Origin of the sequence: Acidimangrovimonas sediminis (genome assembly GCF_002871005.1) — a bacterium.
In the GTDB taxonomy this organism is placed as follows: Bacteria; Pseudomonadota; Alphaproteobacteria; order Rhodobacterales; family Rhodobacteraceae; genus Acidimangrovimonas; species Acidimangrovimonas sediminis.
Map to the genome: position 1 here is coordinate 265,276 of NZ_PHSN01000012.1, position 24,184 is coordinate 289,459.

Annotated in this window: 27 protein-coding genes and 2 riboswitches; of the genes, 11 read left to right on the top strand and 16 right to left on the bottom strand. The window is 71.1% G+C overall.

All coding sequences use genetic code 11. The annotated features are described in order from the left end of the window. Window positions 1-86: 86 nt before the first annotated feature. Window positions 87-485 (bottom strand): VOC family protein, encoded by a 399-nt coding sequence (locus CVV76_RS12290; protein ID WP_102224938.1) that lies wholly within the window; start codon window positions 483-485, stop codon window positions 87-89. Window positions 486-603: 118 nt separating this feature from the next. Here CVV76_RS12290 and CVV76_RS12295 point away from each other — a divergent pair, with 118 nt between their 5' ends. The 5 genes from CVV76_RS12295 to modC all read left to right on the top strand — a co-directional run bounded on the left by CVV76_RS12295 (window position 604) and on the right by modC (window position 4,783). Continuing rightward, window positions 604-1,308, top strand: coding sequence for a helix-turn-helix transcriptional regulator (locus CVV76_RS12295; protein ID WP_102224939.1), 705 nt, complete (start codon window positions 604-606; stop codon window positions 1,306-1,308). Between the two features lie 347 nt (window positions 1,309-1,655). Next, window positions 1,656-2,111 (top strand): winged helix-turn-helix domain-containing protein, encoded by a 456-nt coding sequence (locus CVV76_RS12300; RefSeq protein ID WP_102224940.1) that lies wholly within the window; start codon window positions 1,656-1,658, stop codon window positions 2,109-2,111. 64 nt (window positions 2,112-2,175) lie between these two features. Further along, on the top strand, window positions 2,176-2,958 hold the full coding sequence (modA, locus tag CVV76_RS12305; protein ID WP_102224941.1) for a molybdate ABC transporter substrate-binding protein: 783 nt from the start codon (window positions 2,176-2,178) through the stop codon (window positions 2,956-2,958). Next, entirely contained in the window at window positions 2,955-3,650 is a 696-nt protein-coding gene (gene modB / locus CVV76_RS12310; protein WP_102224942.1) for a molybdate ABC transporter permease subunit, read from the top strand. The genes modA and modB overlap by 4 nt, the downstream gene beginning before the upstream one ends. Continuing rightward, window positions 3,647-4,783 carry a molybdenum ABC transporter ATP-binding protein gene (gene modC / locus CVV76_RS12315; protein WP_102224943.1) on the top strand — a complete coding sequence of 379 codons (1,137 nt, stop codon included), beginning with the start codon at window positions 3,647-3,649 and terminating at the stop codon, window positions 4,781-4,783. Before modB ends, modC begins: the two co-directional genes overlap by 4 nt. Before the next feature lie 68 nt (window positions 4,784-4,851). On the opposite strand, the gene CVV76_RS12320 is transcribed toward modC, so the two are convergent. Both CVV76_RS12320 and CVV76_RS12325 read right to left on the bottom strand, forming a co-directional pair. Beyond that, window positions 4,852-5,118, bottom strand: coding sequence for a hypothetical protein (locus CVV76_RS12320; protein ID WP_102224944.1), 267 nt, complete (start codon window positions 5,116-5,118; stop codon window positions 4,852-4,854). Further along, entirely contained in the window at window positions 5,115-5,555 is a 441-nt protein-coding gene (locus CVV76_RS12325; RefSeq protein ID WP_158243146.1) for a BLUF domain-containing protein, read from the bottom strand. The genes CVV76_RS12320 and CVV76_RS12325 overlap by 4 nt, the downstream gene beginning before the upstream one ends. Before the next feature lie 331 nt (window positions 5,556-5,886). Beyond that, a riboswitch (cobalamin riboswitch) is annotated at window positions 5,887-6,097 on the top strand. Window positions 6,098-6,200: 103 nt separating this feature from the next. Between CVV76_RS12325 and CVV76_RS12330 the strand changes: the two genes are divergently transcribed. The 3 genes from CVV76_RS12330 to CVV76_RS12340 are packed head-to-tail and all read left to right on the top strand — an operon-like array spanning window position 6,201 to window position 9,040. Then, a complete protein-coding gene (locus tag CVV76_RS12330; RefSeq protein WP_102224946.1) occupies window positions 6,201-7,004 on the top strand; it encodes an ABC transporter ATP-binding protein in 804 nt (267 codons plus the stop codon). A gap of 10 nt (window positions 7,005-7,014) precedes the next feature. Continuing rightward, a complete protein-coding gene (locus tag CVV76_RS12335) occupies window positions 7,015-7,956 on the top strand; it encodes an ABC transporter substrate-binding protein (RefSeq protein ID WP_102224947.1) in 942 nt (313 codons plus the stop codon). A gap of 43 nt (window positions 7,957-7,999) precedes the next feature. Further along, window positions 8,000-9,040 carry a FecCD family ABC transporter permease gene (locus tag CVV76_RS12340; RefSeq protein WP_233192828.1) on the top strand — a complete coding sequence of 347 codons (1,041 nt, stop codon included), beginning with the start codon at window positions 8,000-8,002 and terminating at the stop codon, window positions 9,038-9,040. Window positions 9,041-9,081: 41 nt separating this feature from the next. On the opposite strand, the gene cobF is transcribed toward CVV76_RS12340, so the two are convergent. Genes cobF through cbiE form a run of 6 tightly spaced genes read right to left on the bottom strand, consistent with a single transcriptional unit; the run spans window position 9,082 to window position 14,251 of the window. Then, window positions 9,082-9,834: a precorrin-6A synthase (deacetylating) gene (gene cobF / locus CVV76_RS12345; RefSeq protein WP_102224948.1), complete on the bottom strand. Its 753-nt coding sequence runs from the start codon at window positions 9,832-9,834 to the stop codon at window positions 9,082-9,084. Beyond that, the gene (gene cobA, locus CVV76_RS12350; RefSeq protein ID WP_102224949.1) at window positions 9,831-10,571 is read right to left on the bottom strand and encodes a uroporphyrinogen-III C-methyltransferase; all 741 of its coding nucleotides are present in this window, start codon (window positions 10,569-10,571) and stop codon (window positions 9,831-9,833) included. Before cobA ends, cobF begins: the two co-directional genes overlap by 4 nt. After that, a complete protein-coding gene (locus tag CVV76_RS12355; protein WP_102224950.1) occupies window positions 10,568-11,902 on the bottom strand; it encodes a cobyrinate a,c-diamide synthase in 1,335 nt (444 codons plus the stop codon). Before CVV76_RS12355 ends, cobA begins: the two co-directional genes overlap by 4 nt. After that, on the bottom strand, window positions 11,899-12,684 hold the full coding sequence (gene cobM / locus CVV76_RS12360; protein WP_102224951.1) for a precorrin-4 C(11)-methyltransferase: 786 nt from the start codon (window positions 12,682-12,684) through the stop codon (window positions 11,899-11,901). Before cobM ends, CVV76_RS12355 begins: the two co-directional genes overlap by 4 nt. Beyond that, window positions 12,681-13,046 carry a cobalamin biosynthesis protein gene (locus CVV76_RS12365; RefSeq protein WP_102224952.1) on the bottom strand — a complete coding sequence of 122 codons (366 nt, stop codon included), beginning with the start codon at window positions 13,044-13,046 and terminating at the stop codon, window positions 12,681-12,683. The genes cobM and CVV76_RS12365 overlap by 4 nt, the downstream gene beginning before the upstream one ends. After that, on the bottom strand, window positions 13,043-14,251 hold the full coding sequence (gene cbiE / locus CVV76_RS12370; RefSeq protein ID WP_102224953.1) for a precorrin-6y C5,15-methyltransferase (decarboxylating) subunit CbiE: 1,209 nt from the start codon (window positions 14,249-14,251) through the stop codon (window positions 13,043-13,045). Before cbiE ends, CVV76_RS12365 begins: the two co-directional genes overlap by 4 nt. A 76-nt stretch (window positions 14,252-14,327) precedes the next feature. Here cbiE and CVV76_RS12375 point away from each other — a divergent pair, with 76 nt between their 5' ends. Beyond that, window positions 14,328-15,092, top strand: a complete 765-nt coding sequence (locus CVV76_RS12375; protein WP_102224954.1) for a cobalt-precorrin-6A reductase — start codon at window positions 14,328-14,330, stop codon at window positions 15,090-15,092. On the opposite strand, the gene cobJ is transcribed toward CVV76_RS12375, so the two are convergent. The 7 genes from cobJ to CVV76_RS12410 are packed head-to-tail and all read right to left on the bottom strand — an operon-like array spanning window position 15,053 to window position 23,059. Further along, on the bottom strand, window positions 15,053-15,802 hold the full coding sequence (cobJ, locus tag CVV76_RS12380) for a precorrin-3B C(17)-methyltransferase (RefSeq protein ID WP_102224955.1): 750 nt from the start codon (window positions 15,800-15,802) through the stop codon (window positions 15,053-15,055). The two genes, CVV76_RS12375 and cobJ, sit on opposite strands and share 40 nt — an antisense overlap. Further along, complete coding sequence (locus tag CVV76_RS12385) at window positions 15,799-16,572, bottom strand: precorrin-2 C(20)-methyltransferase (RefSeq protein ID WP_102224956.1); 774 nt, start codon at window positions 16,570-16,572, stop codon at window positions 15,799-15,801. Before CVV76_RS12385 ends, cobJ begins: the two co-directional genes overlap by 4 nt. 2 nt (window positions 16,573-16,574) lie before the next feature. Then, the gene (locus CVV76_RS12390) at window positions 16,575-17,204 is read right to left on the bottom strand and encodes a precorrin-8X methylmutase (RefSeq protein WP_102224957.1); all 630 of its coding nucleotides are present in this window, start codon (window positions 17,202-17,204) and stop codon (window positions 16,575-16,577) included. Beyond that, window positions 17,188-18,354: a precorrin-3B synthase gene (gene cobG / locus CVV76_RS12395; RefSeq protein WP_102224958.1), complete on the bottom strand. Its 1,167-nt coding sequence runs from the start codon at window positions 18,352-18,354 to the stop codon at window positions 17,188-17,190. The genes CVV76_RS12390 and cobG overlap by 17 nt, the downstream gene beginning before the upstream one ends. Continuing rightward, window positions 18,351-21,602: a cobaltochelatase subunit CobN gene (gene cobN / locus CVV76_RS12400; protein ID WP_102224959.1), complete on the bottom strand. Its 3,252-nt coding sequence runs from the start codon at window positions 21,600-21,602 to the stop codon at window positions 18,351-18,353. Before cobN ends, cobG begins: the two co-directional genes overlap by 4 nt. A 6-nt stretch (window positions 21,603-21,608) precedes the next feature. Next, window positions 21,609-22,688, bottom strand: coding sequence for a cobalamin biosynthesis protein CobW (gene cobW, locus CVV76_RS12405; RefSeq protein ID WP_102224960.1), 1,080 nt, complete (start codon window positions 22,686-22,688; stop codon window positions 21,609-21,611). Next, window positions 22,685-23,059: a DUF1636 family protein gene (locus CVV76_RS12410; protein ID WP_102224961.1), complete on the bottom strand. Its 375-nt coding sequence runs from the start codon at window positions 23,057-23,059 to the stop codon at window positions 22,685-22,687. The genes cobW and CVV76_RS12410 overlap by 4 nt, the downstream gene beginning before the upstream one ends. Before the next feature lie 98 nt (window positions 23,060-23,157). Beyond that, window positions 23,158-23,371, bottom strand: a riboswitch (cobalamin riboswitch). 39 nt (window positions 23,372-23,410) lie between these two features. Between CVV76_RS12410 and cobO the strand changes: the two genes are divergently transcribed. Together cobO and CVV76_RS12420 are read left to right on the top strand one after the other, a co-directional pair. After that, window positions 23,411-24,040: a cob(I)yrinic acid a,c-diamide adenosyltransferase gene (cobO, locus tag CVV76_RS12415; RefSeq protein WP_233192830.1), complete on the top strand. Its 630-nt coding sequence runs from the start codon at window positions 23,411-23,413 to the stop codon at window positions 24,038-24,040. After that, window positions 24,040-24,184: nucleotide-binding protein (locus tag CVV76_RS12420; protein WP_456297914.1), on the top strand; the 145-nt coding region annotated here is incomplete at its 3' end. The genes cobO and CVV76_RS12420, both read left to right, overlap by 1 nt.

Consider the following 24,184-nt stretch of genomic DNA (forward strand, 5'->3'; position numbering starts at 1 on the left):
TTTCGCGCGGTGGTATGGGTGCAGCGCGCCGCAAATGCAATTCCCGACGACGCGATTCGACCGGGCAAAGGGGGCAGATGCGGCCGCTACCTACCCCCGAACCGCGCGATCGCCGCCTCCGTCACCGGCATATAGAGGCTGACCAGCGTCCCCTCGGGATCGCGCAGCTGGAACGTGCGGTTGCCCCAGGGCAGGAGCTTGGGCGGATGCACCACCTCGCACAGATCTGCGAGGCGGGCATATTCGGCGTCGAGATCGTCGACCTGGAGCTCTATCACCGCGGTGCGGTTGGCGCCGGGTTCGGCGCTGCCGGCCTGGAACAGCGCGACCGTCTCGGCGCTGCCGAAGGCGAGCGTGCCGGCGGGGGTGACGATCTCGGCGAAGACCGGGGCCAGCCAGTCGGCGGTGCGGCCGGTGACCATCTCGTAGAACGCGACGAGGGCCGGGAGATCCCCGGCGATGAGGCGAAGCGAGGTGAATTTCATGACAGTTCTCCTTGTGCGGCCCTGAACGGCCGGCTGATGGGATCCGGCCCGTTCAGGGCCGCGGTGACCGGCTTGTAACGGGGGGCTGCTGACAGCATGGTGGCAGCAGGAGTTCGCCATGCGCCGTGCAGATCGTCTTTTCCAGATCATCCAGATCCTTCGACGCAGCCCCCGCCCGGTGACGGCGGCCGAGATCGGGGCGGAGCTCGAGGTGTCGCGCAGGACCGTGTACCGCGACATCGCCGACCTGATCGGTCAGCGGGTGCCGATTCAGGGTGAGGCTGGGCTGGGCTACGTGCTGGCCGAGGATTACGAGATGCCGCCGCTTGCCCTTTCCCTGGAGGAGGCCGAGGCGATCTCGTTGGGCGCGCAATGGGTCGCGACCCACCCCGATCGGGCGCTGGCGCGCGCCGCGCAGGATGCGCTGGCGAAGATCCGGTTCTCGCTGCCCGAGGTGGCCCGCCTGATGCTCGACCTGCCCGCCGTCGGAACAAAGGCGCCGGACGTCACCGCCTGCACGCCGCTGGACACCGCCGTGTTGCGCCGTGCGATCCGGCAGGAGCGTGTCCTGACGTTCAGCTATCTCTCGCTCGATGGCACGCCGAGCGCGCGCAGCGTCTGGCCGGTGGTGCTGGGCTACGAGCAGGGGCGGTGCCTGCTGATCGCCTGGTGCGAGACGCGACGCGACTTCAGGCACTTCCGGGCGGAACGGATGCGCAACCCGGTGATGCTGGACCGGCGACCGGAACGCCGGCGTGCGCTGCTGGTCCGCGACTGGCAGGCCGCGCGTGCCCGGACGTTCGCCGGCGGCATCCCGCGCTGATCGCAACCACCTGACCGCAACCACCTGACCGCAACGGCCGGGCGAAGCGGTTGCCGGGCGCGGCCCCGGGCGCTCGGGGAGGCGCACTCAGTACGGCGTGCGAAGTGGGGCTTGCGAGGTCTGATTTGAACCTTCCGACAGCTGCGCGCCGGCGCTTCCGGGGCCGGAGCGCGCACCATATGGCCGGATCCGCAACTCCCCGAAGGCCGGGAAAGCCTTTCGCCCGCGCTATCAACCCTCCGTATCTTTCTGTTGCCGCTTCGCGGCGCAAGGGGCGGTCGGCAATGATCGGAGGTGGGGCCATCATTGGGCTTGCAACCCGTGGGCCGAGCCTCAAACATTGTGCGATGACCGAACCTTCGACTTCACCGCCTGCCGACCGTGATCCTGACGCCGATCCCGACATCGGCACGGATGCCACCTCCGGCGCCCGCCTGCGGCTGCGCCTTCTGTTTCCCGGCTCGATGATCGGCCCGGGCAAGATCGAGCTGCTGGAGCGGATCCGCAGCGAGGGGTCGATCTCGGCCGCGGGGCGCGGGATGAAGATGAGCTACAAGCGCGCCTGGATGCTGGTCGAGGAGATGAACGCCGCCTTCCGCGCCCCGCTGGTCGAAAGCGCGCGGGGTGGTCCTGGCGGCGGCGGCGCGCAGCTGACCGAGACCGGCGAGGCGGTGGTGCGCCACTACCGGGCGCTGATCGCCGCCACCCTGTCCGCGGGTGCGGGCGAAATCGCGGCGATCGAGGGCCTGCTGCGGGGCGAGAGCGGAGGGCCGGAAGATCCGGATATGTCTGACGGGAAATAGCGCTTGCCGCCGGAACCTTGCCGTGTTTGATATGTTTCACCAAACATATCGACCGGGAGTTCCCATGTTTTTGAACAAGATCCTGCGCTCCGGTGCTGTCTCGGCCGCGGTTGCGGTCGCTCTTTCTTTCCCGCTTGCGGCGCAGGCGGACACCGTCACCGTCTTTGCCGCCGCCTCGCTGAAGAACGCGCTCGACGCGGTCGCGAAGCAGTGGGAGGCCAAGACCGGCAACGAGGCCGATATCTCCTACGCCGGGTCGAGCAAGCTGGCGCAGCAGATCATGGCCGGCGCGCCGGCTGACGTGTACCTGTCCGCCAATGTCGGCTGGATGGACAAGGTCGAGAAGCAGGGGCTGATCGCCAAGGGCGAGCGCAGCGACCTGCTGGGCAACTCGCTGGTGCTGATCGCCCATGGCAAGGACGCCAAGAAGATCACCATCGACAAGTCGCTGGATCTGCCGAAGCTGCTGGGGGACGGCAAGCTGGCGATGGCGCTGGTGAATTCGGTCCCCGCCGGCATCTACGGCAAGACGGCGCTGACCTCGCTGGGAATGTGGAAAACGGTTGAGCCGCACGTCGCCCAGGCCGACAACGTGCGCGCGGCGCTGGCGCTGGTCGATACCGGCGAGGCGCCCTATGGCATCGTCTATTCGACCGATGCCATGATCGACAAGGGCGTGAGCATCGCCGGAACCTTCCCTGCCGACAGCCACCCGCCGATCATCTATCCAGCGGCGGTGCTGAAGGATGCCAAGGGCCCGACAGCGAAGGCGTTCTATGAGGCGCTCTCGACCCCCGAGGCGGCGAAGACCTTTGAATCCTACGGCTTCAAGGTGCTCAAGAAGTGACGCACTGGCTGACGGCGGAGGAATGGCAGGCGGTCGAGCTTTCGCTCCGCGTCTCGTCCTGGGCCACCGTCGTCAGCCTTCCCTTCGGGATCTTCGTGGCCTATGCGCTGGCCCGCTGGCGCTTTCCGGGGCGGCAGCTTCTGAACGGCGTCGTGCACCTGCCGCTGATCCTGCCGCCGGTGGTGACGGGTTACCTGCTGCTTCTGACCTTCGGGCGGCGCGGTCCGATCGGGCATTTCCTGTACGAGACCTTCGGCATCGTCTTCGCCTTCCGCTGGACCGGGGCGGCGCTGGCGACGGGGATCATGGCCTTTCCGCTGATGGTGCGGGCGATCCGGCTGGCGGTCGAGGCGGTCGACCCCAAGCTTGAACAGGCGGCGGGCACGCTGGGCGCGAACCGCGCCATGGTGTTCGTGACCGTGACGCTGCCGCTGATCCTGCCCGGCATCCTTGCCGGGTCGGTGCTGGCCTTTGCCCGCGCGATGGGGGAATTCGGCGCCACCATCACCTTCGTGTCGAACATTCCCGGCCAGACCCAGACCCTGCCTTCCGCGATCTACACTGTGCTGCAGGTGCCCGACGGGGAAGCCCAGGCGATGCGCCTCGTGCTGATCTCGGTGGTCATCGCGATGGCCGCGCTCTTCGCGTCCGAGGCGCTGGCCCGGGCCGTGGCGCGGAGGATCGGGGCATGAGCCTGAGCGTTTCCTTCCGCCACCGTTTCGAGGGCACCTCCCTCGACATAGCCTTCGAGGCGCCGGGGGGCCTGACCGCGCTGTTCGGTCATTCCGGGGCGGGCAAGACCACGGTGGTCAACGCGGTCGCGGGCCTGCTCCGCCCCGACGAGGGGCATATCGCGGCAGGCGGCGCCGTGCTGTTCGACAGCGCCAGCCGCACCTTCCTGCCCACCCATCGCCGCAGGCTGGGCTATGTCTTCCAGGACGCGCGGCTGTTTCCGCATCTCAGCGTGCGGTCGAACCTGCTGTACGGCCGCCGCTTCGCCCCGAAGGAGGAGCGGAAGGCCCCGACCGGCGCCGCGCCGGATGCCGAGATCGCCCGGGTCATCGACATGCTGGGCCTTGGCAACCTTCTCGACCGTCGTCCCCGCATGTTGTCGGGGGGGGAGCGGCAGCGGGTCGCGCTGGGGCGGGCGATCCTGTCGAAGCCGCGGCTTCTGCTGATGGATGAACCCCTCGCCGCGCTGGACGATGCGCGGAAGGAGGAGATCCTGCCCTATCTGGAGCGGCTGCGCGACGAGACCGCGCTGCCGATCCTCTACGTCAGCCACTCGGCCTCCGAAATCGCGCGGCTTGCGACGACCGTCGTGCTGGTGTCGGGCGGGCGGGTCACGGCGGCGGGCCCGACGGCGCGGATCCTGGCAGATCCGGCGCTGGCGGGTGCGCTCGGGGTGCGCGAGGCGGGGGCGATCCTGCGGGTTACCGTGGCGGCGCAGGAAGAGGACGGGCTGACCCGTCTGGACGGGCCGGCGGGGCCGCTCTGGCTGCCGCGGATCGAGGCCATGCCGGGTACCGCGCTGCGCGTGCGGGTGCTGGCGCAGGACGTGATGCTGGCCCTCGACCGGCCCGAGCGGGTTTCGGCGTTGAACGCGATGCCGGCGACCGTGAGCGCGCTGCACGAAGGGGCAGGGCCGGGGGTCATGGTACAGCTCGACGTGCGCGGAACGCCGCTGCTGGCCCGCGTCACCCGCCGCTCGGCCACCGCGCTGGGGCTGCGCGAGGGGCTGGAACTGCACGCCGTGCTGAAGGCCGTTTCCGTCGCCTCGGGCAACATCGGCGCGGGCGACGGGGAGCTTTCGGCAGCGTCCTGACGTGGCCCGCGCGCCCCGCGGCTGACCGCCGGGGTCTGCGACGGGGACCGAGCGGGGGGGCTGGCCAGCTAATCCACCAGAAATCCCCGCAGGATGCTCAGCACGTCGTCGCGGCTTTCCAGGATCCTGACGGCGGCGGCGGAACGCACGCTCAGCCCGTGCCGCCGCAGAAGCTCGAACTGGTCCGAGCCGGGATCGCGTTCCAGCCAGCAGCACTTGAACAGCGACAGCCGCCAGCAATGCGTGGCAAGGTCGAGCTTGGCCCGCGCCACCACCCGGCCCTCGTCGAGCAGCACCAGCCCGAGCGCTCCGTGTTCCTGAATTTCGACGGTCATATCAATCCCCCGGGCCGGCGTCGCGACGTCCGGAAGACCGGGGTCCGCGCCAGCGCCCTTGCTGAGCGGTGAACCTCGCACAGGCGTTCCTCGGTGAAGGCCATGACCGGAAGGTCGGGGGCGATCTGGGCCGAAGCGTTGGGGCCGATCAGCTTCAGCTGCCAGGCCGGGAACCGGCGCTCCGCGATGTCGCTGATGCCAAAGGGCACGACATCGTCGTGCCGGGAGTCGGTCATGATGCAGGACAGAAGCTCGCGCACATGCCGCGCGGGCCCTTCGATCGTCTGAAGGAAGAACCTGCCGTCGAACAGCAGGAGGCTGGTGATGCCGAAGAACCTGTTCCGCTCCTGACTGCGGGTCAGGATCGCCGCGATATCGTCGACGGGATGTTCCAATCGAGCGAGACTGCGGTAGGACGCAGTGAACAAATGCTCCACGGGGCGCCAATCTCCTAGCGATGACGGCGACACGTGCAATCCGCACCGTGCCGTTCAACGCCCCCACGTCTCTTGGTACTCCCATGTCACGAGCAGAGGCCACCCCCATTCGCGTGAAAAGTGTTCCCCGACATCAATTAAGGTCGGATTTCCGCCGATTGCGACGGGCCGGGCAGGGGGCCTTGCGCGGGAGGTAGAGGAGAGGAAAAGTTTCTTCTCAGAGAGATGTTATTACATATTGCATATCCTGCCGCGCCGTGATCCCTTGCGCACGAACGGAGAGACCGGCGAGGGAGCGGAGACTTTGCTATTGAACCTGCCAGGGGAACGGGCGAAGGTCTCGCAGGATGGTCTTCGCGGCGACACCGTCGCGGGGATAATAGGGAATACGGTGTGGCCCCCGGGCCGAAGCCGTAGCTGCCCCCGCAACTGTAAGCGGTGAGCGCCTCCGAAGCGATGCCACTGGTCCGGTACGGGCCGGGAAGGCACGGAGCGCGTCACGACCCGCGAGCCAGGAGACCTGCCATCCACGAAGAACTTTGATCGGCCGGGGTGTGCCGAGACGGGTCGGATTCCGCGCCGCCGCGTGGCCGGGATCTCGGACGTCGCCTCACGCCCCCGCACAGCGGCGGACTGCGAGAGGCGATGAGGGACAATCAGCTATCCGATTTCCACGGGGCGGCGCATCTCGACGTGCGTGACCTGTGCTGGGCCCCGCGCAGGGGGCCGTCCGTCGTCTCGGGCATCTCCTTCACGGCCGAACCGGGCGAGGTGCTGGCCATCGTCGGCCCGAACGGCGCGGGCAAGTCCAGCCTGCTGCGCTGTCTCTACCGCTACTACCGGCCGGCGGGCGGACAGGTCCTGCTCGACGGCACCGACATCTGGCGGATCACGCCTGCGGCCTGCGCCCGGCGCGTCGCGACCGTGACGCAGGAGACCACCTCCGACTTCAGCCTGTCCGTGCGCGACATCGTCGAGCTGGGCACGCTGCCGCATGTCGGGTGGTCCCGCGCCCGGCGGTCCGGTGCCGTTGCCCACGCGATCGCGACGATGCGCCTCGAACCCTTGCTCGGGCGTGAGCTGGGGGCGTTGTCGGGTGGCGAGAAGCAGCGGGTGATGATCGCCCGCGCGCTGGCGCAGGATCCCGCGCTGCTGATCCTCGACGAGCCGACAAACCACCTCGACATCCGCCATCAGCTGGAGGTTCTGCAGCTGATGCGCGATCTGCCCTGCACGGTGATCGTCTCGTTGCACGATCTCGCGCTCGCCAGCGCCTATGCCGACCGCGTCATCGTCCTGCGCGAGGGCCGTGCGGCCTCCGTCGGGCTGCCGCTCGAGGTGCTGACGCCGGCCGAGGTGCGCGCCACCTTCGCCGTCGAGACGGCGGTCGACCTTCACCCGGTGACCGGGCGTCCCCGGTTCTCGTTTCACCTCGAAAAACAAAGCTGAGGATCCCCGAATGCTCAAATCCCTCGTGCTGACCGCGGCGCTGCTTGGCGCCGCCCCGGCCTTCGCCAGCGGGTTTCCCGTGACCGTCAGGAGCTGCGACCGCGAAGTCACCTTCGATGCCGCACCGAAGCGGGCGGTCTCGAACGACGTCAACCTGACCGAGATGATGCTGGTGCTGGGTCTGCGCGATCACATGGTCGGCTACACGGGGATCAGCGGCTGGAAGACGCTGGATCCGGCCTATCGCGACGGGATCACCGAACTGCCGGAGCTGTCCGCCAAGTATCCCACGAAGGAGGTGCTTCTGGGTGCCGATGCCGATTTCTACTTTGCCGGGTGGAACTATGGCATGCGGGTCGGCGGTGCGGTCACCCCCGCGACCCTCAAGCCCTACGGGATCAAGGTCTACGAGCTGACGGAAAGCTGCGTGCACATCATGAAGATGCCCAAGGCCTCCATGGCCGACCTCTACGACGACCTGCTCAACCTCGGGCGGATCTTCGGGGTCGAGGAGCGGGCGGAGAAGCTGGTCGCCGGCTACCGCAAGGAGCTTGCACAGTTCCGGGCGGGGCTGAGCCCGCTGAAACATCCGCCCCGGGTCTTCGTCTACGATTCCGGCGAGCAGAAGCCCTTCACCGCCGGCGCCTACGCCATGCCCACCGCGCTGATCGAGGCGGCCGGCGGGCATAACGTGATGGACGACGTGCAGACCAGCTGGACCAAGGTCGGGTGGGAATCGGTGATCGCCGCGAACCCCGACGTGATCGTCATCATCAACTACGGCAAGGTCACGGCGAAGCAGAAGGAGGCCTTCCTCGAGGACAACCCGGCGCTGGCCAACATCCCGGCGGTGAAGAACCGCCGCTTCGCCGTGCTGCAATACGCCGAGGCGACCCCGGGGCCGCGCAACATCGACGCGATCAAGCGCCTTGCCGCCGCCTTCCGTGACTGAGGCCGGCCAACGCCCGGCCCCGCGCCGCAGCCACGGCCGGCGTGTGGCGGCGGAACGCGGCCGGGCCGGCTTTGCCCTGCTGATGGGGGCGATGGTGCTGCTGCTGCTCGCGGCGATGACGCTGGCCATCGCGGTCGGCGGTGTGTCGATCGCCCCGGCGACGGTCTGGGCGATCCTGCTGCACCGGCTGGGGCTGGGCGAGGCGGGGCACTGGACCACCGGTCAGGATGCGATCGTCTGGCTGGTCCGGGCACCCCGCGCGGTGCTTGGGGCCGCGGTCGGCGCGTCGCTGGCGCTTGTCGGCGCCGCGCTGCAATCGGTCACGCGCAACACGCTGGCCGATCCGCACCTGCTGGGCGTGTCCTCGGGGGCTGCCCTCGGGGCGATCGTCGCGCTGTTGCAGACGGGGCTGATCTTCGGTCTGCTGACGGTGCCGCTTTTCGCCTTCGCCGGGGCGCTCGGGGCGATGGCGCTGGTGCTTGCCGTCACCCATCTGACCGGGGCGCAATCGGCCGGACGGCTGATCCTGTCGGGCGTCGCCATCGGCTTCGTTCTGGGTGCCTTCGGCAACCTCGTCATCTTTCTCAGCGATCCGCGCGCCGCCAGCACGGCGATCTTCTGGATGCTCGGCGGGCTTGGCCTTGCGCAATGGTCGCAGCTTCCCTATCCGCTGGCCGCGCTGGCGGGCTGCGGCGGCTACCTGCTGCTGCGGGCGAAGGGCCTCAACGCCGCGACGCTGGGCGACGAGACTGCCACCACGCTGGGTCTTCAGATCCGGCGTTTCCGGTTCACGATCTTCATCGTCTGCGCCCTGCTGACGGGCACGGCGGTCGCCTTCTCCGGAATCATCGCCTTCGTCGGGCTGATGAGCCCGCATATCGTGCGGCTCTGCATCGGTGGTGACTATCGTCGGGTGCTGCCCGCCTCGGCGCTGTTCGGGGCGATCTTCCTCGTGCTCTCGGACGTGGCGGCGCGCTGCATCATGCCGCCGCAGGACATCCCGCTGGGCGTGCTGACCAGTTTCGTGGGCGGTATCGTCTTCATCCTGCTGATGGCGCGCAACCGCCGGCTCGCCGGAGATTGACGCGGCGCGGGCCGGTCACCCTGGCCGGTCCTCAGCGACGCTCAGCACGCGCGCCGGAGAAGGTAGATATCCATGATCCAGCCGTGGCGCGCCCGGGCTTCGGCGCGGGCGGCGGCGATCTGGCCGGCCACCTCGGCCAGGGGGCCGGCAATGCGGATCTCGTCGTCCATGCCGGCATAGGCCGACCACCAGATGAACACCCCCTCGGGGTCGACCGCCTCGAACGCCTGCCCGGCGTCGAGCATGACGACGACCGAATCGTGCCCCGCGGGCCAGCCGTCCTCACGCAGGCGCCGGCCGGTGGTGATCGCGACCGGGCCGCCCACGGCGTTGAGCGGGATCGCATGCCCGGCGGTCAGCGCGGCGATCGCGGTGATACCGGGGATCACCCGCACCTCGATCGGCATCCGTCCGCGAAGGCGCTCCGCGATCCGAAGGGTGCTGTCGTAAAGTGCGGGGTCGCCCCAGACGAGGAAGGCCGCATGACCGCCCTCTGGCAGGGCGTCGGCCAGTTCCGCGGCCCAGACCTCGGCGATCGCGTCGTGCCAGGCCTCAACCCCTGCGCGATACCCGCCCGAGGCATCGCGCACCGGCAGGTCGAACTCCCTGACCACCGGGCCGGGCGCGCGCAGGACCCGGGCGCAGATCGCGCGGCGCAGCTCGGCCAGGTCATCCTTGGCCGCGCCCTTGCGGGGGATCAGGATCACCTCGGCGGTATTCATCGCCGCCTCGGCCTGCCGGGTGACGTGATCGGGGTTGCCGCTGCCGATCCCGATCAGCGAAAGTGTGATCATCGCCCGACCTCCGGCGCCGGGTCGGCGAGGGCGCCGTAAAGGATCAGCGCGGGTGCCGACCCCGCCGGTGCCGCGCCAAGCGTCTCGGCCAGCGCGCGCATCGTGCTCAGCCGCAGGGCTTCGCCGGGGGTCGAGACCGCCTCGGCCAGAAGCGCCGGGGTCTCGGCGGGCAGACCTGCCGCGAACAGCCGTTCGGCCAGCCGGGCAAAGGTGCGCCGGCCCATGTAGACCGCCGTCGTGGCCTCGGGATCCGCCAGCGCGGCCATATTCAGGCCCTCGGGCAGCGCACCTGCGACGTCGTGCCCGGTGACGAACTGCAGCCGCCGCGCGGTCAGCCGCCGGGTCAGCGGAATGCCCGCCGCCGCCGCCGCCGCCGAGGCCGTGGTGACCCCGGGGATCACCTCGTAGGCGATCCCGGCCGCGCGCAGGGCACAGATCTCTTCCTCCAGCCGGCCGAAGATCCCCGCGTCGCCGGATTTCAGCCGCACCACCCGCACCCCCGTGGCGGCATAATCGACCAGCAGGCGGCTGACATGATCCTGCCGGGGCGAGGGCCGGCCCGCGCGCTTTCCCACGCCGACGAGATCGGCCCCCGGGCGCGCCAGGTCGAGGATCGGCCCGGCGGAGAGATCGTCGTAAAGCACCGCGTCCGCGGCCTTCAGCCGGTCCACCGCCTTGACGGTCAGAAGCTCGGGGTCGCCCGGGCCGGACGAGACGAAGCTGACGAAGCCGCTCATGCGTCCTCCGCGATCAGGTGAAAGAAGGTGCCGGTGGCATTCCCCCGGCGCGAGCCGGTCTCGGGCACCGCGTTGCCCCCGGCGTCGACGACTTTGGCCAGCGGGGCGTCCGGCTGGTCGAGAATGGTGGAATAGTGAAATTCATGCCCCCTCAACCTGGCGTTGAGCGGGTGGCTGGGGATCGATTCGTGCAAGTGCGCGAGGCGATAGCCAAGGTGCATCCGGCGGGTTTCGTAGGAGGTGACGAGGCCCAGAAGCCCCGCCATCGCATGCCGTGTGCCCTGCTTGTCGATCAGCGCGGCGCCCATCGCCATGTAGCCGCCGCACTCGCCGTGAACGGGTTTTGTTTCGGCGAAGGCGCGCAGCCCGGCGTGGAAATTGCCGGCGGCGGCAAGCGGGCCCGCATGCAGTTCCGGGTACCCCCCGGGCAGCCAGCAGACATCGGCTGCCGGATCGGGCCCCTCGTCGGCCAGGGGCGAGAAGGGCACGATCTCGGCTCCGGCCGCGCGCCAGCCCTGCACCAGATGGGGGTAGGTGAAGGAGAAGGCCGCGTCGCGGGCCAGCGCGATGCGCTGCCCGGGGGGCGGCACCGGGCGGGGGGTGCCGCCCCCCGCCGCCGGGTCGGGCGTCGGCCGGGCCGCGGCACACAGGCGGTCAAGCTCCACATGGGCGGCGATGAAGCGACCGGCCTCGGCGATCAGCGCGTCCAGCGTCGCGTGTTCCCCGGCCTGCACCAGCCCGAGGTGGCGCTCCGGCATTTCCAGATCGGGCCGCCGGGGCAGAACCCCCAGCACGGCGATTCCGGCCTCGTCCATCCCGGCGCGCAGCAGCGCCTCGTGCCGGGGGGAGGCCACACGGTTCAGCACGACGCCCGCAAGCGCGACCTCAGGGCGGAAGCGCGCGAACCCCAGCGCCGTCGCGGCGGCGGATTGCGCCTGCCCCGAGGCGTCGAGGATCAGCACCACCGGCCAGCCCATCATCGCCGCGATCTCGGCGCTGGCGCCGGTGCCGGTCGCGCCGGGGCTCGCCACCCCGTCGAACAGCCCCATCGACCCCTCGGCCAGCACGAGGTCGGCCCCGCGCGCGGCTTCCACAAGTCCGGCGATCCGGTCCTGCGACATCGCCCAGCCGTCGAGGTTGAACGACTCCCGCCCAGAGGCCGCGCGGTGAAAGCCGGGATCGATGTAATCCGGCCCGGACTTGAACGGCTGCACCACCATCCCGCGCCGGGCCAGCGCCGCAAGGAGGCCCAGCATCAGCGTCGTCTTGCCGGTGCCCGAGGCGGGGGCCGAGATCATCAGCCCCGGGGGAAGCGGCGGCCGCGCGGTCATGCGCTGCCCTCGGGAAAGCGCGGGTTGGCGCCGGTGGGGCGGAACCGGCGGTCGTAATCGCGGGCGTAGAGCCGGCTGTCGGCGAAGCCCTCGGCCGCCAGCGCGGGCCCCACGAGGATCAGCGCGGTGCGGGCGATTTCGCCGTCCATCGCGCCCTCGATCGTGGCAAGGGTGCCGTGCAGGACCCTTTCGTCCGGCCACGAGGCGCGCCAGACCACGGCCACGGGGCAGTCGGGGCCGTAATGCGGGGTCAATTCCGCGACCACGCGGTCAAGCACATGGATCGACAGGTGGATTGCAAGCGTCGCCCCGGTCGCGGCGAAATTCGCCAGCGTCTCGCCCTCGGGCATCTGCGATGCCCGGCCCGACGTCCGGGTCAGCACGACCGACTGCGCAAGCCCCGGCAGGGTAAGTTCCGCCTCGAGCGTTGCCGCGGCGGCGGCGAAGGCGGGCACTCCGGGGGTGACGTCGAACGGGATCCCCAGCGCGCGCAGGCGGCGAAGCTGCTCGCCCATCGCGGACCAGACCGACAGATCGCCCGAGTGCAGCCTTGCGACATCGTGGCCGGAGGCATGGGCGGTCGCGATCTCGTCGATGATCTCGTCGAGCGACAGCGGTGCGGTGTTGATGATCCGCGCCCCGGGCGGGCAATGCGCCAGCACCCCCGGCGGCACCAGCGATCCGGCATAGAGGCAGACTGGCGCTGCGGCGATCAGGTCGCGCCCGCGCAGGGTGAGGAGGTCGGGCGCGCCGGGGCCTGCGCCGATGAAGTGGACGGTCATGACGGGATCCTTTCGGCGATCGCGGCGGTGGCGGTTCTGTCTGCGGAAACGGTGCGCGGCGCGATCAGCCGCGCGCCGGGCCCGGCGCCGGCCAGCGCGGCGGCTTCGGCCAGGCTGCCGGTGCCGAAGCGCGCGACGACGCGGGGCGAGTGCGTGGCGGTGGGCACCCCGGCCAGCGCCTCGGGGGGCAGGGCGAGGATGGGCAGGTTCATCGCTTCGGCCAGGTGCCGGAGGGCGGGGGCCGTGGCCTTTTCGGCAGCGGTGGCCAGCGCGTCCAGCCTGCCGCCGCCCGCCCGGGCCAGCGCGTCGCCAAGCGCGGCGGCGGAGGTGCCCCGGCGAAACCCCAGCCCGGCCACTCTCATCGCGTCACGCTCCATTGCACCAGCGGACGGGCGGGTTGCCAGCCGCGGCGGGAGCCAAGCGGCCGCGCCTCGGCCAGTTCGATCCTGAGAAGCGTGCCGCCCGCGCGGCCGGACCAGTCGGCGACAAGCGCCTCTGTCTCCAGCGTCACGGCATTGGCGACGAGGCGGGTGCCCGCCGGCAGGATGTCCCACAACCTTGCAAGCAGCGCGTCGGTCGCGCCACCGCCGATGAAGACGGCATCGGGCCGGGGCAGCCCCTCCAGCCCTTCGGGCGCGCGGGCCTCGGCCACGGTGAAGCGGTCGGCCAGTCCGAAGGCCTGGGCATTGGCCCGTGCCCGCGCGGCGCGGGTCGGGTTGGCCTCGATCCCCGCGGCGCGGCTTCGCGGTGCGGCCCGAAGCCATTCGATGGCGATGGAGCCGGATCCGGTGCCGATGTCCCACAACATCTCGCCCGCCCGCGGGGCCAGCGCGGCCAGCGTCAGGGCGCGCGACGGGCGCTTGGTGATCTGGCCGTCGTGATCGAACAGGTCGTCGGGCAGCCCCGGGGTACAGGGCAGGCCGGGGTTCGGACGGCCGGGTGAGGCGGCGCACTCCACGGCCACGGCGACCGGGGCGATCCCCGCGGTTGGGGGGCCGGCCAGCGCCTCGGCCGTGGTTTCGGTCACCGCCTCGCGCGGGCCGCCGAGCGCCTCCATCCGCCACAGGCGGGAGGGGCCGAAACCCTGCGCTGTCAGCCACGCGGCGAACTCGGGCACGGCGGTGGCGTCGCGCATCAGGCAGATCATCCGGCCCCCGGGCGCCAGTGCCGCGCGTGCCCGGGCGAAGGGGGCCGCGTGCAGCCCGAGGCAGGTGACTTTCTCCAGCCGCCAGCCAAGCCGTGCCGCCGCCAGCGAAAAGGTCGAGGGCCCGGGAAAGGCGCGCCACGCGCCGGCGGACAGCCGGGCGGCAAGGCTGCCGCCTGCGCCGTGCCAGAACGGATCGCCCGAGGCCAGCACCGCCACCGGGCGACCGCTGAGCGCGAGCACCGGCGCGGGATCGAACGGCACCGGCCAGGCCCGACCCCTGTCGCCCACCCCGGCAAGCGCAAGGTGCCGTGGGCCGCCAAAAACCACCTCGGCCCCCGCCAGCGCCGCCCGGGCCGGGGCGCCCAGGCCCTCCAGCCCGTCTTCGCCGATCCCGATGATGGTGAGCCAGGGGTCAGACATCGGGCGCCTCCCGGGTTGCGGTTGCGGCACGGTCGCGGCATTGCTCGGGTCGGGCAGGGGGCGAAAGGGCGTCGGCATGACACGGGTACTGGTTCTGGGGGGCACCAGCGAGGCCAGCGCACTGGCCCGGGCGATGGCCGCCGCCGGGGTGGAGGCGGTCCTGTCCTACGCCGGGCGCACCCGCGCCCCGGTGGCGCAGCCGCTGCCCGTGCGGGTAGGCGGCTTCGGCGGGGCCGGGGGACTGGCGGCATGGCTGCGGGCCGAGGGTGTGACGCATCTGGTCGACGCGACCCATCCCTTTGCCGCGCAGATGAGCCGGAACGCGGTGGCGGCGTCCCGCGCCACGGGCCTGCCCCTCGTCGCGCTGGAACGTCCCGTCTGGACCGCCGGGCCAGGCGACCGCTGGACCCATGTCGCGGACACCGACGCGGCCGTCGTGGCGCTGCCGGAGACGGCGGCCCGGGTCTTTCTGGCCATCGGGCGCCAGACGCTGGCTCCTTTCGCCGCGCGGCCCGACAACATGTACCTCCTGCGCCTCGTCGATCCGCCCGAGGCGCCGCTTCCGTTGCCGAATACCGAGGTGGTGATCGCGCGCGGCCCCTTCGACATGGCGGGCGACACGGCGCTGCTCCGCGACCACCGTATCGACGTGATCGTGGCCAAGAACGCGGGCGGCGCGGGCGCACGTGCCAAGCTTGACGCCGCCCGCACGCTCGGGCTGCCCGTGGTGATGATCGCCCGGCCTGCGCCGCCCGAGCGGGCGGTGGTGGCCTCGGTCGCGGAGGTGATGCGCTGGCTTGGTCATCCGGTGACCCCGGCGTCCGCCCGCCGTGGCGTATAGACGAAGGGCCCGACCCGCCGGGTCGCGGAATTGCCGACCAGCACCACCGTGCGCATGTCGGCCATCTCGGGCGTGGCCTCGGCCAGCGTCACAGTGGTGAGCCTTTCCTCGGGCGTCGAAACCGCCCGGGCGAAGGTGATCAGCCGCCCGGGCGCGCAGGTTTCGCGCAGGATCTGGAGGACGCGGGCAAAGCCCTCTGGCCGGGATTTCGATCGCGGGTTGTAGAAGGCCATGGCGAAATCGGCCTCGGCGGCTAGTCGCACCCGTCGCTCGATCACCGCGCGGGGCTTGAGGTTGTCCGAAAGATTGATGGCGCAGAAATCGTGCCCCAGCGGCGCCCCGGCCCGCGCCGCAGCGGCCAGCATCGCGGTGATGCCGGGAAGGACGCGGATGTCGAGATCGTACCACTGCGGCGCATCCTCCAGCGCCTCGAACACTGCGGCGGCCATGGCGAAGACACCCGGATCGCCCGAGGAGACGACGACCACCTGCGCGCCCTTTGCGGCCAGTTCCAGCGCGTGGCGGGCGCGGTCGACCTCGACCCGGTTGTCGGACGGGTGGAGCGTCAGCCCGGGGCGCGGGGCCACGCGCGCGACATAGGGGATGTAGCCGATCACGTCGGTCGCGGCGTCAAGCGCTGCCTGCACCTCGGGCGTCACCAGGGCCGGGTCGCCCGGACCGAGGCCCGCGATGGAGAGGGATCCGCTCATTCCGCCGCCGCCCCGGACGCCGCAGCCGAGGCCGTTCCCGCGACCTCTGCCACCGGCCTGCGGCCCGTGCCGTGAACAAGGACCAGCGCGAAATAGGGGCAATCGGCCTCGGGCATCTCGGCCAGCCGGGCGATGCGTTCGTTCGGCATTGTCCCGCGCTCCACCAGCCAGGCGGCCTCGTACCGGCCGGCGGCGGCCAGCGCGCGGCGGATCTTGGGCAAGTTGCGCCCTGTCTTCATCACCACCAGCGCATCGGCGGTCTGCATGTGGCGCACAAGCTCCGCCTCGGGCAGGGTGCCGGCCAGCACCGTCATCACGTCGTCGCCCCAGGTGATCGGCTGGCCGGTGGCAGTCCAGCAGCCCGACATGCCGGTGATACCCGGTACGATCTCCACCTCCGCGCGGCCCCGCAGGCGGATGTGCAGGTGCATGAACGAGCCGTAGAAGAACGGGTCGCCCTCGCACAGCACCAGCACGTCCTCGGTCTGGGCAAGCGTCGCCATGCGGTCGGCCCAGCTGTCGTAGAAGGCGGCAAGGCAGGCGTTGTATTCGGGGCTGTCGAAGGCGAGTTCCGTCGTGACCGGGTATTCCATCGGGTATTCGGTGCAATCGGGGCGCAGCATCCCCTCGACGATGCGGCGCGCCTGTCCGGCGCGGCCCGCCTTGCGGAAATAGGCGACATGGCGGGCGCCGCGCACCAGACGATCGGCGCGCAGGCTCATCAGGTCGGGGTCTCCGGGGCCGAGGCCCGTGCAGATGATACGGCCCATGGTCATTCCTTCCGGCTGGCAAGGGCGTTGACCGCAGCCACGGTGACGGCCGATCCGCCAAGGCGCCCGCGCACCACCAGCGACGGGGCGGGCGGCGCCTCCATCAGCGCCTCTTTCGATTCCGCCGCGCCCACGAAACCCACCGGGCAGCCGATGATCGCGGCAGGACGCGGGCAGGCGGGATCTTCCAGCATGTTCAGCAGATGGAAAAGCGCGGTCGGCGCATTGCCGATCGCCACCACCGCGCCGCCCAGATGCGGGCGCCACAACTCCAGCGCGGCGGCGCTGCGGGTGGTCTTCATATCGGCCGCAAGCGTGGGCACCTGCGGATCATGCAGGGTGCAGATCACGGCGTTGTCGGCTGGCAGCCGGGGGCGGGTGATCCCCTCGCTCACCATCCGCGCGTCGCACAGGATCGGCGCGCCCCCCTCCAGCGCCGCGCGGGCGGCAATGGCCATGCCGGGAGTGAAGGCCAGATGTTCCTCAAGGCCCACGAAGCCGAGGGCATGGATCATCCGCACCGCGACCACCTCCTCCTCGGGGGTGAAGCGGTCAAGGGCGGCCTCGGCCCGGATGGTGGCAAAGGACTGGCGGTAGATCGCCGCGCCGTCGGTTTCATAGAGGTGTGGCATCGTCGGTCCCGTGCAGGAGAGAGGTGAGCGCGCGGGCGTCGAGGCCGTTGCGATGTGGCGGGTCACCGGCGCGGGCGTTCCGGGCCAGCGCATAGCCCTCCGGGCCGGCGGTGATCGTAAGGTCGGCAGGCGCGGGATGGGCACAGCCCTTGGCGCAACCTGACACATGCAGCTGCTGGCCGGGCCGCAGGTGGGCGGCCAGCGCGCGGGCAAGCGGGCGGGTTTCGGCATGGGCCTGCGGACAGCCCGGCGCGCCGGTGCAGGCGTGGGTGCGCAAAAGCGGATCATCGGGGTCGGTGATCAGGCCCGGCTTCCCTTGCGCTTCGGGCAGGGCCGAGGCGCAGGTCACCCCCGGCAGAAAAAGCGCGCGCCACGGCGTCAGGCGCAGCTCATCCGCCGCATCGGCCAGCGCCGCCAGCGTCTCGGCGGGCATCTGGCCGAAGGGCACGGCGACGAGCATCCCGCCATGGGCAGGGCCCGCGCCGGGGGGAACCTCTGCCGGGGCGGGCAGGGTGTCGTAACCGCAAAGCCCGGCAGCGGCGTCGCGCATCCGGCCGCGGCCATCTTCGCCGACCCCGTGGTGCGCGAACCAGTCGAGTAGCGCGCGCAGCGCGTCCGGGGCTTCCTCGGGCAGGACCGCCCGGCCATGGTTCAGGCCGTCAGGCCGGAGCAACAGCGCCCCTGTCCCGTCGCGTTCGATACGGATATCGGCGGGCGTTGCGCCCAGTACCGGCGCCGTGCCGCAATCCAGCGCCACGCCGAATTTCGCGGGCAGCGGCGGGGCGGACAGCATCACTTCGGTCAGCGCCCGGCCAAGGTTGGCGGTGCCGTCGCCGTCGCGGTGAAAGGGCGTGACGACCAGATTGCGCGCGCGTTCGGTGGCAGGATCGGGGTCGATGAGGCCAAGATCGGACAGCGCGGCGATCAGGGCCGGGTGCGCGGCCTCGGGCACGCCGCGGATCTGCAGGTTGGCGCGCGAGGTCAGCTCCAGCACGGCGGAGCCGAAACGCTGCGCGGCCGGGGCCAGCCCCCGTGCCTGTGCGGGCGTCAGCACGCCCAGCGGCGGCCGGATCCGCACCACCAGCCCGTCGGCCGAGGCCATGGGACGCAGCGCCCCGGGGCAATGCCCCCGGATCTCGAACCCGGTCATTCGCCGGCCTCCAGCGTCCGGGCGACCGAGTTGCGGCGGCTGACCCACAGCCCGGCGTCGATCAGCGCGCGGAAGGTGGCGTGCAGGCGGGCCAGCGCCGCGGGGTTCTCGCGTTCCAGAAAGGCCACCACCTCGTCCCGGTCCAGGGTCGCTGCGTGGTAAAGGTCGAACAGATGCCCGGGCACCACCCCCGCCAGATGCGCGAAGGCTGCCATGTGGTCGAGGGTCGCCGCGATCTCGGCCGCGCCGCGATAGCCATGCGCCATCATGCCGTCGGCCCAGGCGGGGTTGGCGGCGCGGGCGCGCACGGTGCGGGCGATTTCTTCGCCCAGTGCACGGGCGCGGGGCCGGTCGGGATCGGTCGCGTCGAGATGATAGAGCGCGGCGGGCCGGTGGCCGAGATGCGCCAGCGCGGCGGCAAAGCCCGCCTCGTGTGCCGCGTAATCCTCGGCCATCAGCAGGTCGCTTTCCGGCAGGTCCTGCGGGTGGACGAAGGCATCCGTCGCGGCCAGCCGGGATTCGAGCGCGGCGCGCGCCTCGTGCGACGTGCCGTCCGCCCCGATCGCCCAGCTTGATCCCGAAAGCCACGCCTCGCCCGCCCGGTCGCGCGCCTCGGGCGAAAGCTCGGCGATGTCGCTGCCAAGGCCCAGACCATAGGCGCCGGGCTTGGGCCCGAAGACCCTGGGCGCGCGGGTGGCGTATGGGTTTTCCTCCGCCGCCTCGTCGCGCTCGGCCAGCGCCGCGCAGCCGGCCTCGAATAGCTGGGCAAGGCCGGGAAAGATGTCGCGGAACAGGCCCGAGACCCGCAGCGTCACGTCGATCCGGGGCCGGTCGAGCAGGGCGGGGGGGATAACCTCGAACCCGGCCACCCGGCCCGTGCCCGCGTCCCAGCGGGGGGCAAGGCCCGCAAGGTGCAGCGCCATCGCGAATTCTTCGCCCGCGGTGCGCATCGTGGCCGACCCCCAGAGGTCGATCACCAGCCCGCGCGGCCAGTCGCCATGATCCTGCAGGTGGCGGCGGATAAGCTCTTCCGCCAGCTTCACGCCCTGCGCATGGGCCGCGCGGGTGGGCACCGCGCGGGGATCGACGGCAAAGAGGTTCCGCCCCGTGGGCCGCACGTCCGACCGCCCCCGGCCCGGGGAGCCGGAGGGACCCGGCGCGACCCTGCGGCCCGCGAGCGCCGACAGGATCCCCGCGCGTTCGTCATCCCCGCAATCGCCACGGCCAAAGATGTGCAGCCCCTCGCCGAAACGGCTTTCCTTGAGGTCGCAGACGAAGCGGTCGATGCGGGTGATCGCCTCGGCCGGGGTGGCGCCGGGTGGCAGGCCCAGATCGCTCTCGACGCCGCGGGCCTGCGCCTCGTCCCGGATCGCGCCGATCAGGCGGGTGCGGCGGCCCGGGTCCAGCCCGTCGGCGGTGGAATATTCGTCAAGCAGGCGCTCCAGCGGCGCCAGATCCTCGGGCAGGGCGGCGGTGGTCAGGGGCGGCGGAAGATGGCCGAGCGTCAGCGCGCCGATCCGCCGCTTGGCCTGCGCGGCCTCGCCCGGGTCGTTGACGATGAAGGGATAGATCACCGGCACCGCGCCCGCCAGCCGCGCGGGCCAGCAGGCGGGCGACAGCGCGACCGACTTGCCCGGCAGCCATTCCAGCGTGCCATGCGCCCCCATGTGCACCAGCGCATGCGGCGCGCGCGATTGCAGCCAGAGGTAGAAGGCGACATAGCCATGCGACGGGGTCGCCGCGAGGTCGTGATAGGCGTCGTCGCGGGTCTTTCTGCGCCCGCGCTCGGGTTGCAGGGCGATCAGGGCACGGCCCGTCTGAAGCGCCGCAAAGTGAAAGGCGCCGTCGCGCACCGCGGGGTCGTCCTCGGGCGCGCCCCAGGCCGCGTGCAGCGTCTTGCGCATCTCCTCAGGAAGGGTGGCGAGGGCGGCGCGATAGGCCATGAGCGGCCAGCTTGCCGTCTCGGACCCAAGGCGGTGGGCCAGATCGGGCACGGCTTCGGTGGCGTAGCCCGCGTCGCGCAGGTCGGACAAGAGCGCCCCGGCCGAGGCCAGCGTGTCGAGGCCCACGGCATGGGCCATCTGGTCGGCCCGGCCCGGGTAGGTGGACAGGATCAGCGCGATCTCGCGCGCCGATGCCGGGGCCGTGGCCAGCCGGTGCCAGCCCGCGATGCGCGCGACGGCGGCCTCGACCAGATCGGGATCGGCCCGGTGGGCAAAGCGCGAGAATTGCAGATCCGGGTCCCGGCGGCCCGGCGACTTGAAGCTGACGATACCGGCGAAGAGGCGGCCATCCACCTCAGGCAGCACCACGTGCATGGCAAGGTCCGCGGGCGAAAGGCCGCGTTCCGACGCCGCCCAGTCGCGCCGCCGCGCGGTGGACAGCGCGACCTGGAACACCGGCACGCCGGGCGCGTCGAGTGGCGAGACCCCGTCGGCCCCCTGTGCGGAAAAGGCGGTGGCGTTGACGATCAGCGCGGGGGGATGTTCGGCGAAATGCCCGGTCAGCCAGCGGGCCGTCTCCGCCCCCTTCAGCGAGGGCGCGAACAGGCCGTAGGCGGTGAAGCCCGCGCGGCTCAGGGCCGCGATCAGCGCATCCACCGGATCGGTGTCGGCGGCGGCAAGGTAGGAGCGGTAGAAGGTGACGGCGACCTTCGGCCCCGTGCCCTCGGGCGGCGCGGCAACGACGCCCTTGCCCGGCAGGTAGATCCCGGTCTGGGGCAGGCTTTTCGCGCCGGGAACCGGCCCGGCATAAAGACCCGCGGCCAGCGACAGTTGCGCCAGCGCCGCCTGCGCGGCCACGGCGCCCCCGGCCTCGCACAGCGCCGAAAGCCGCCTGAGCGTCGAGACCGGGACGGTGGACAGTGTGTCGAGCGCCGGATCCTCGCGCCCGTCGCCGGGCAGAACCGCCAGCGCGATGCCCCGCCGCTGCGCCATGTCGCGCAGGGTGGCAAGGCCATAGCTCCAATAGGCCTCGCCGCCGATCAGGCGCACGAGGATCGCCTTCGCGCCCGACAGGGTGCGCTCGGCATAGGCATCGACCGACAGGGGGTGGCGCAGCGCCACGATGTTGCACAGCCTCAGCGAGGGCAGGGCATTGCCCGCCTTCGCCCGGTGCCAGCCCGCCGCGAAGGCGCCAAGGTCGCTGTCCGAGAACGACAGGACCACCAGATCCGCGGGGTCCTGCCCGGGATCGTAGGGGGCCTCGGTCTCGTCGAGGCCATGGCTTTCGCGGAAGACGACGTGCATCGCGCCTCAGGCCCCCTGCGTCGCCGCGTCCAAGGCGTGGGCGTCGAAACCCTGGGCACCGAGGGCCGCACGGATCGCCGGGGCGTCGATATCGCCCTTCTCGGCGATCACCACCAGCTGAGAGCGGCGCGGCCCGGCACCCCAGGGGCGGTCGAACTGGCACCGCACGCGGGCCCCCACGGCCTGCACCAGAAGGCGCATCGGCTTGCCGGTCAGCGCGACATGGCCCTTGACCCGCAGGATGTTGCGTTCCCGCGCCAGCTGTTCCAGCGCGGCGACGAGGGCGTCGCGATCTCCCTGCTCCGGCAGATCCACCACGATCGTGTCGAAATCGTCATGCTCGTGGTCCTCGAACCCGTCGTGATGCGAGGGTCGGGCGGCAAGGTCATCCTCGGCGGCGGCGTTCAGCCCAAGGATCACGGCGGGGTCCACCGCCCCGTCGGTCACGGCCACCATCGGCAGCGGGCGCGGCGCCTCGGCGGCGATGGCGGCGCGGGCGGCGGCAAGGCCCGCCTCGCCTGCCAGATCGGCCTTGGTCAGCAGGATGATGTCGGCGCAGGCGACCTGATCCTCGAACACCTCGGACAGCGGGGTCTCGTGGTCGAGGCTGTCGTCGGCGGCCCGCTGCGCGTCCACCGCCGCCGGATCCGGGGCGAACCGGCCCGCGGCCACCGCCTCGGTATCGGCCAGCGCGATCACCCCGTCCACCGTGATGCGCGAGCGGATCGCCGGCCAGTCGAAGGCCTTCAACAGGGGCTTCGGCAGCGCAAGGCCCGAGGTCTCGATCAGGATGTGATCGGGGCGTTCGGACAGGGCGAGAAGCCCCTCCATCGTGGGAATGAACTCATCCGCCACGGTGCAGCAGATGCAGCCGTTCGCCAGTTCGACGATGTTCTCGTCGGGACAGTTCTCGTCGGCGCAGCCGCGCAGGATCTCGCCATCCACGCCCATGGTGCCGAATTCGTTGACCAGAACGGCAAGGCGGCGCCCGCCCGCGTTCTGCATCAGGTGGCGGATCAGCGTGGTCTTGCCCGAGCCGAGAAAGCCGGTGACGATGGTGACGGGGATCTTGGCGAGGTCGGTCATGGCGTGGTCTCCAGCGGTGTTTCCAGCGGGGGGATGCGGGCGAGGGATTGCTTGCGGAACACCACAGGGCGTTCGCGCCAGGGTACGAGGCCGTCGGTCGTGCGGGCATAGGCGGCGGCGCCGTCGAGGATGTCCTGCGCCTGTTCCGGTTCCAGCCGCCCGTAGACGTAGGACCACGACCCGGGCCGCGAGAGAGCGACGGCGGCGCCGGTCTTGCAGGCCGACAGGCATTCGACCGGCACGATCCGCAGGCCCTCAGGGCAGGGGACGGCGGTCAGCGCGGCATGCAGACGCGCGCCGGGGCAGGCCTCCCCCTCGGTGACGGGCTGGCCCGCCTTGCAGGTGATGCAGACATGGAGCGTGGCGACCATTCGACCTTCAGCCTTCCTTGGGGCAAAGGGATGTCGCCAGAATGCGAGGTCGATCCGGAAGACCGAGTCACAGCCTGCCGCGGAACACCCCGTCCGCCGGTACGTATCGTTCGCTGGCAGGTTTCCCGGCTTCCGGATACGCGCGTTGCGGCGCTGCGATCCCCGGCCTTCCCAGCCCATTCGGGCCAGTGGCGGTTGGGGACCTCTCCGGTCACGGTCGCGGGGGCGGCTGCATTCGGGGGCGTCAAAGAAGCCCCGTCGCATTCCCTCTTAGCCTGTCGTAGGACAGGCACCAACGTGCGCCCATCTGGGGCAGGCAGGCGACGGATGTCAAGCGAAGGAGACGGCCGGATGAGCGGGAAAGATGCGCAGCGGGAACGCACCGACGAACAGCACAGCGCGAAGATGGCGAAGAAAAAGGCCGCGCGCGACAAGATCATGGCGGGCAAGACCGGCGAGAAGGGGCTTGTGATCGTCCACACCGGGCCAGGAAAGGGCAAGTCGTCTTCGGGTTTCGGCATGATCCTGCGCTGCGTGGCCCATGGCATGCCCTGCGCTGTGGTGCAGTTCATCAAGGGCGCCTGGGACACCGGGGAACGCCGCCTTCTGACCGGGAATTTCGGCGACCTGTGCCAGTTTCACGCCATGGGCGAGGGCTTTACCTGGGAAACCCAGGACCGGGCGCGCGACATCGCGGCGGCGCAGGCGGGTTGGAAGAAGGCGAAGGAGCTGATCCGCGATCCGGAGATTCGCATGGTCCTTCTGGACGAGATCAACATCGCGTTGCGCTACGAGTATCTGGATATCGACGAAGTGGTGGCCTTCCTGACCACGGAAAAGCCCGAGATGACGCATGTGGTGCTGACCGGGCGCAACGCCCATGAGAAGCTGATGGAGGCGGCGGATCTGGTGACCGAGATGACCCTGGTCAAGCATCCGTTCCGGTCGGGCATCAAGGCGCAGCCGGGGGTGGAGTTCTGATGCCCGCCCTGATGATCCAGGGCTGCGGGTCGAACGTCGGCAAGTCGATGCTGGTGGCGGGGCTGTGCCGGGCCGCCCGGGCGCGGGGGCTGCGCGTGGCGCCGTTCAAGCCGCAGAACATGTCGAACAACGCGGCCGTCACCG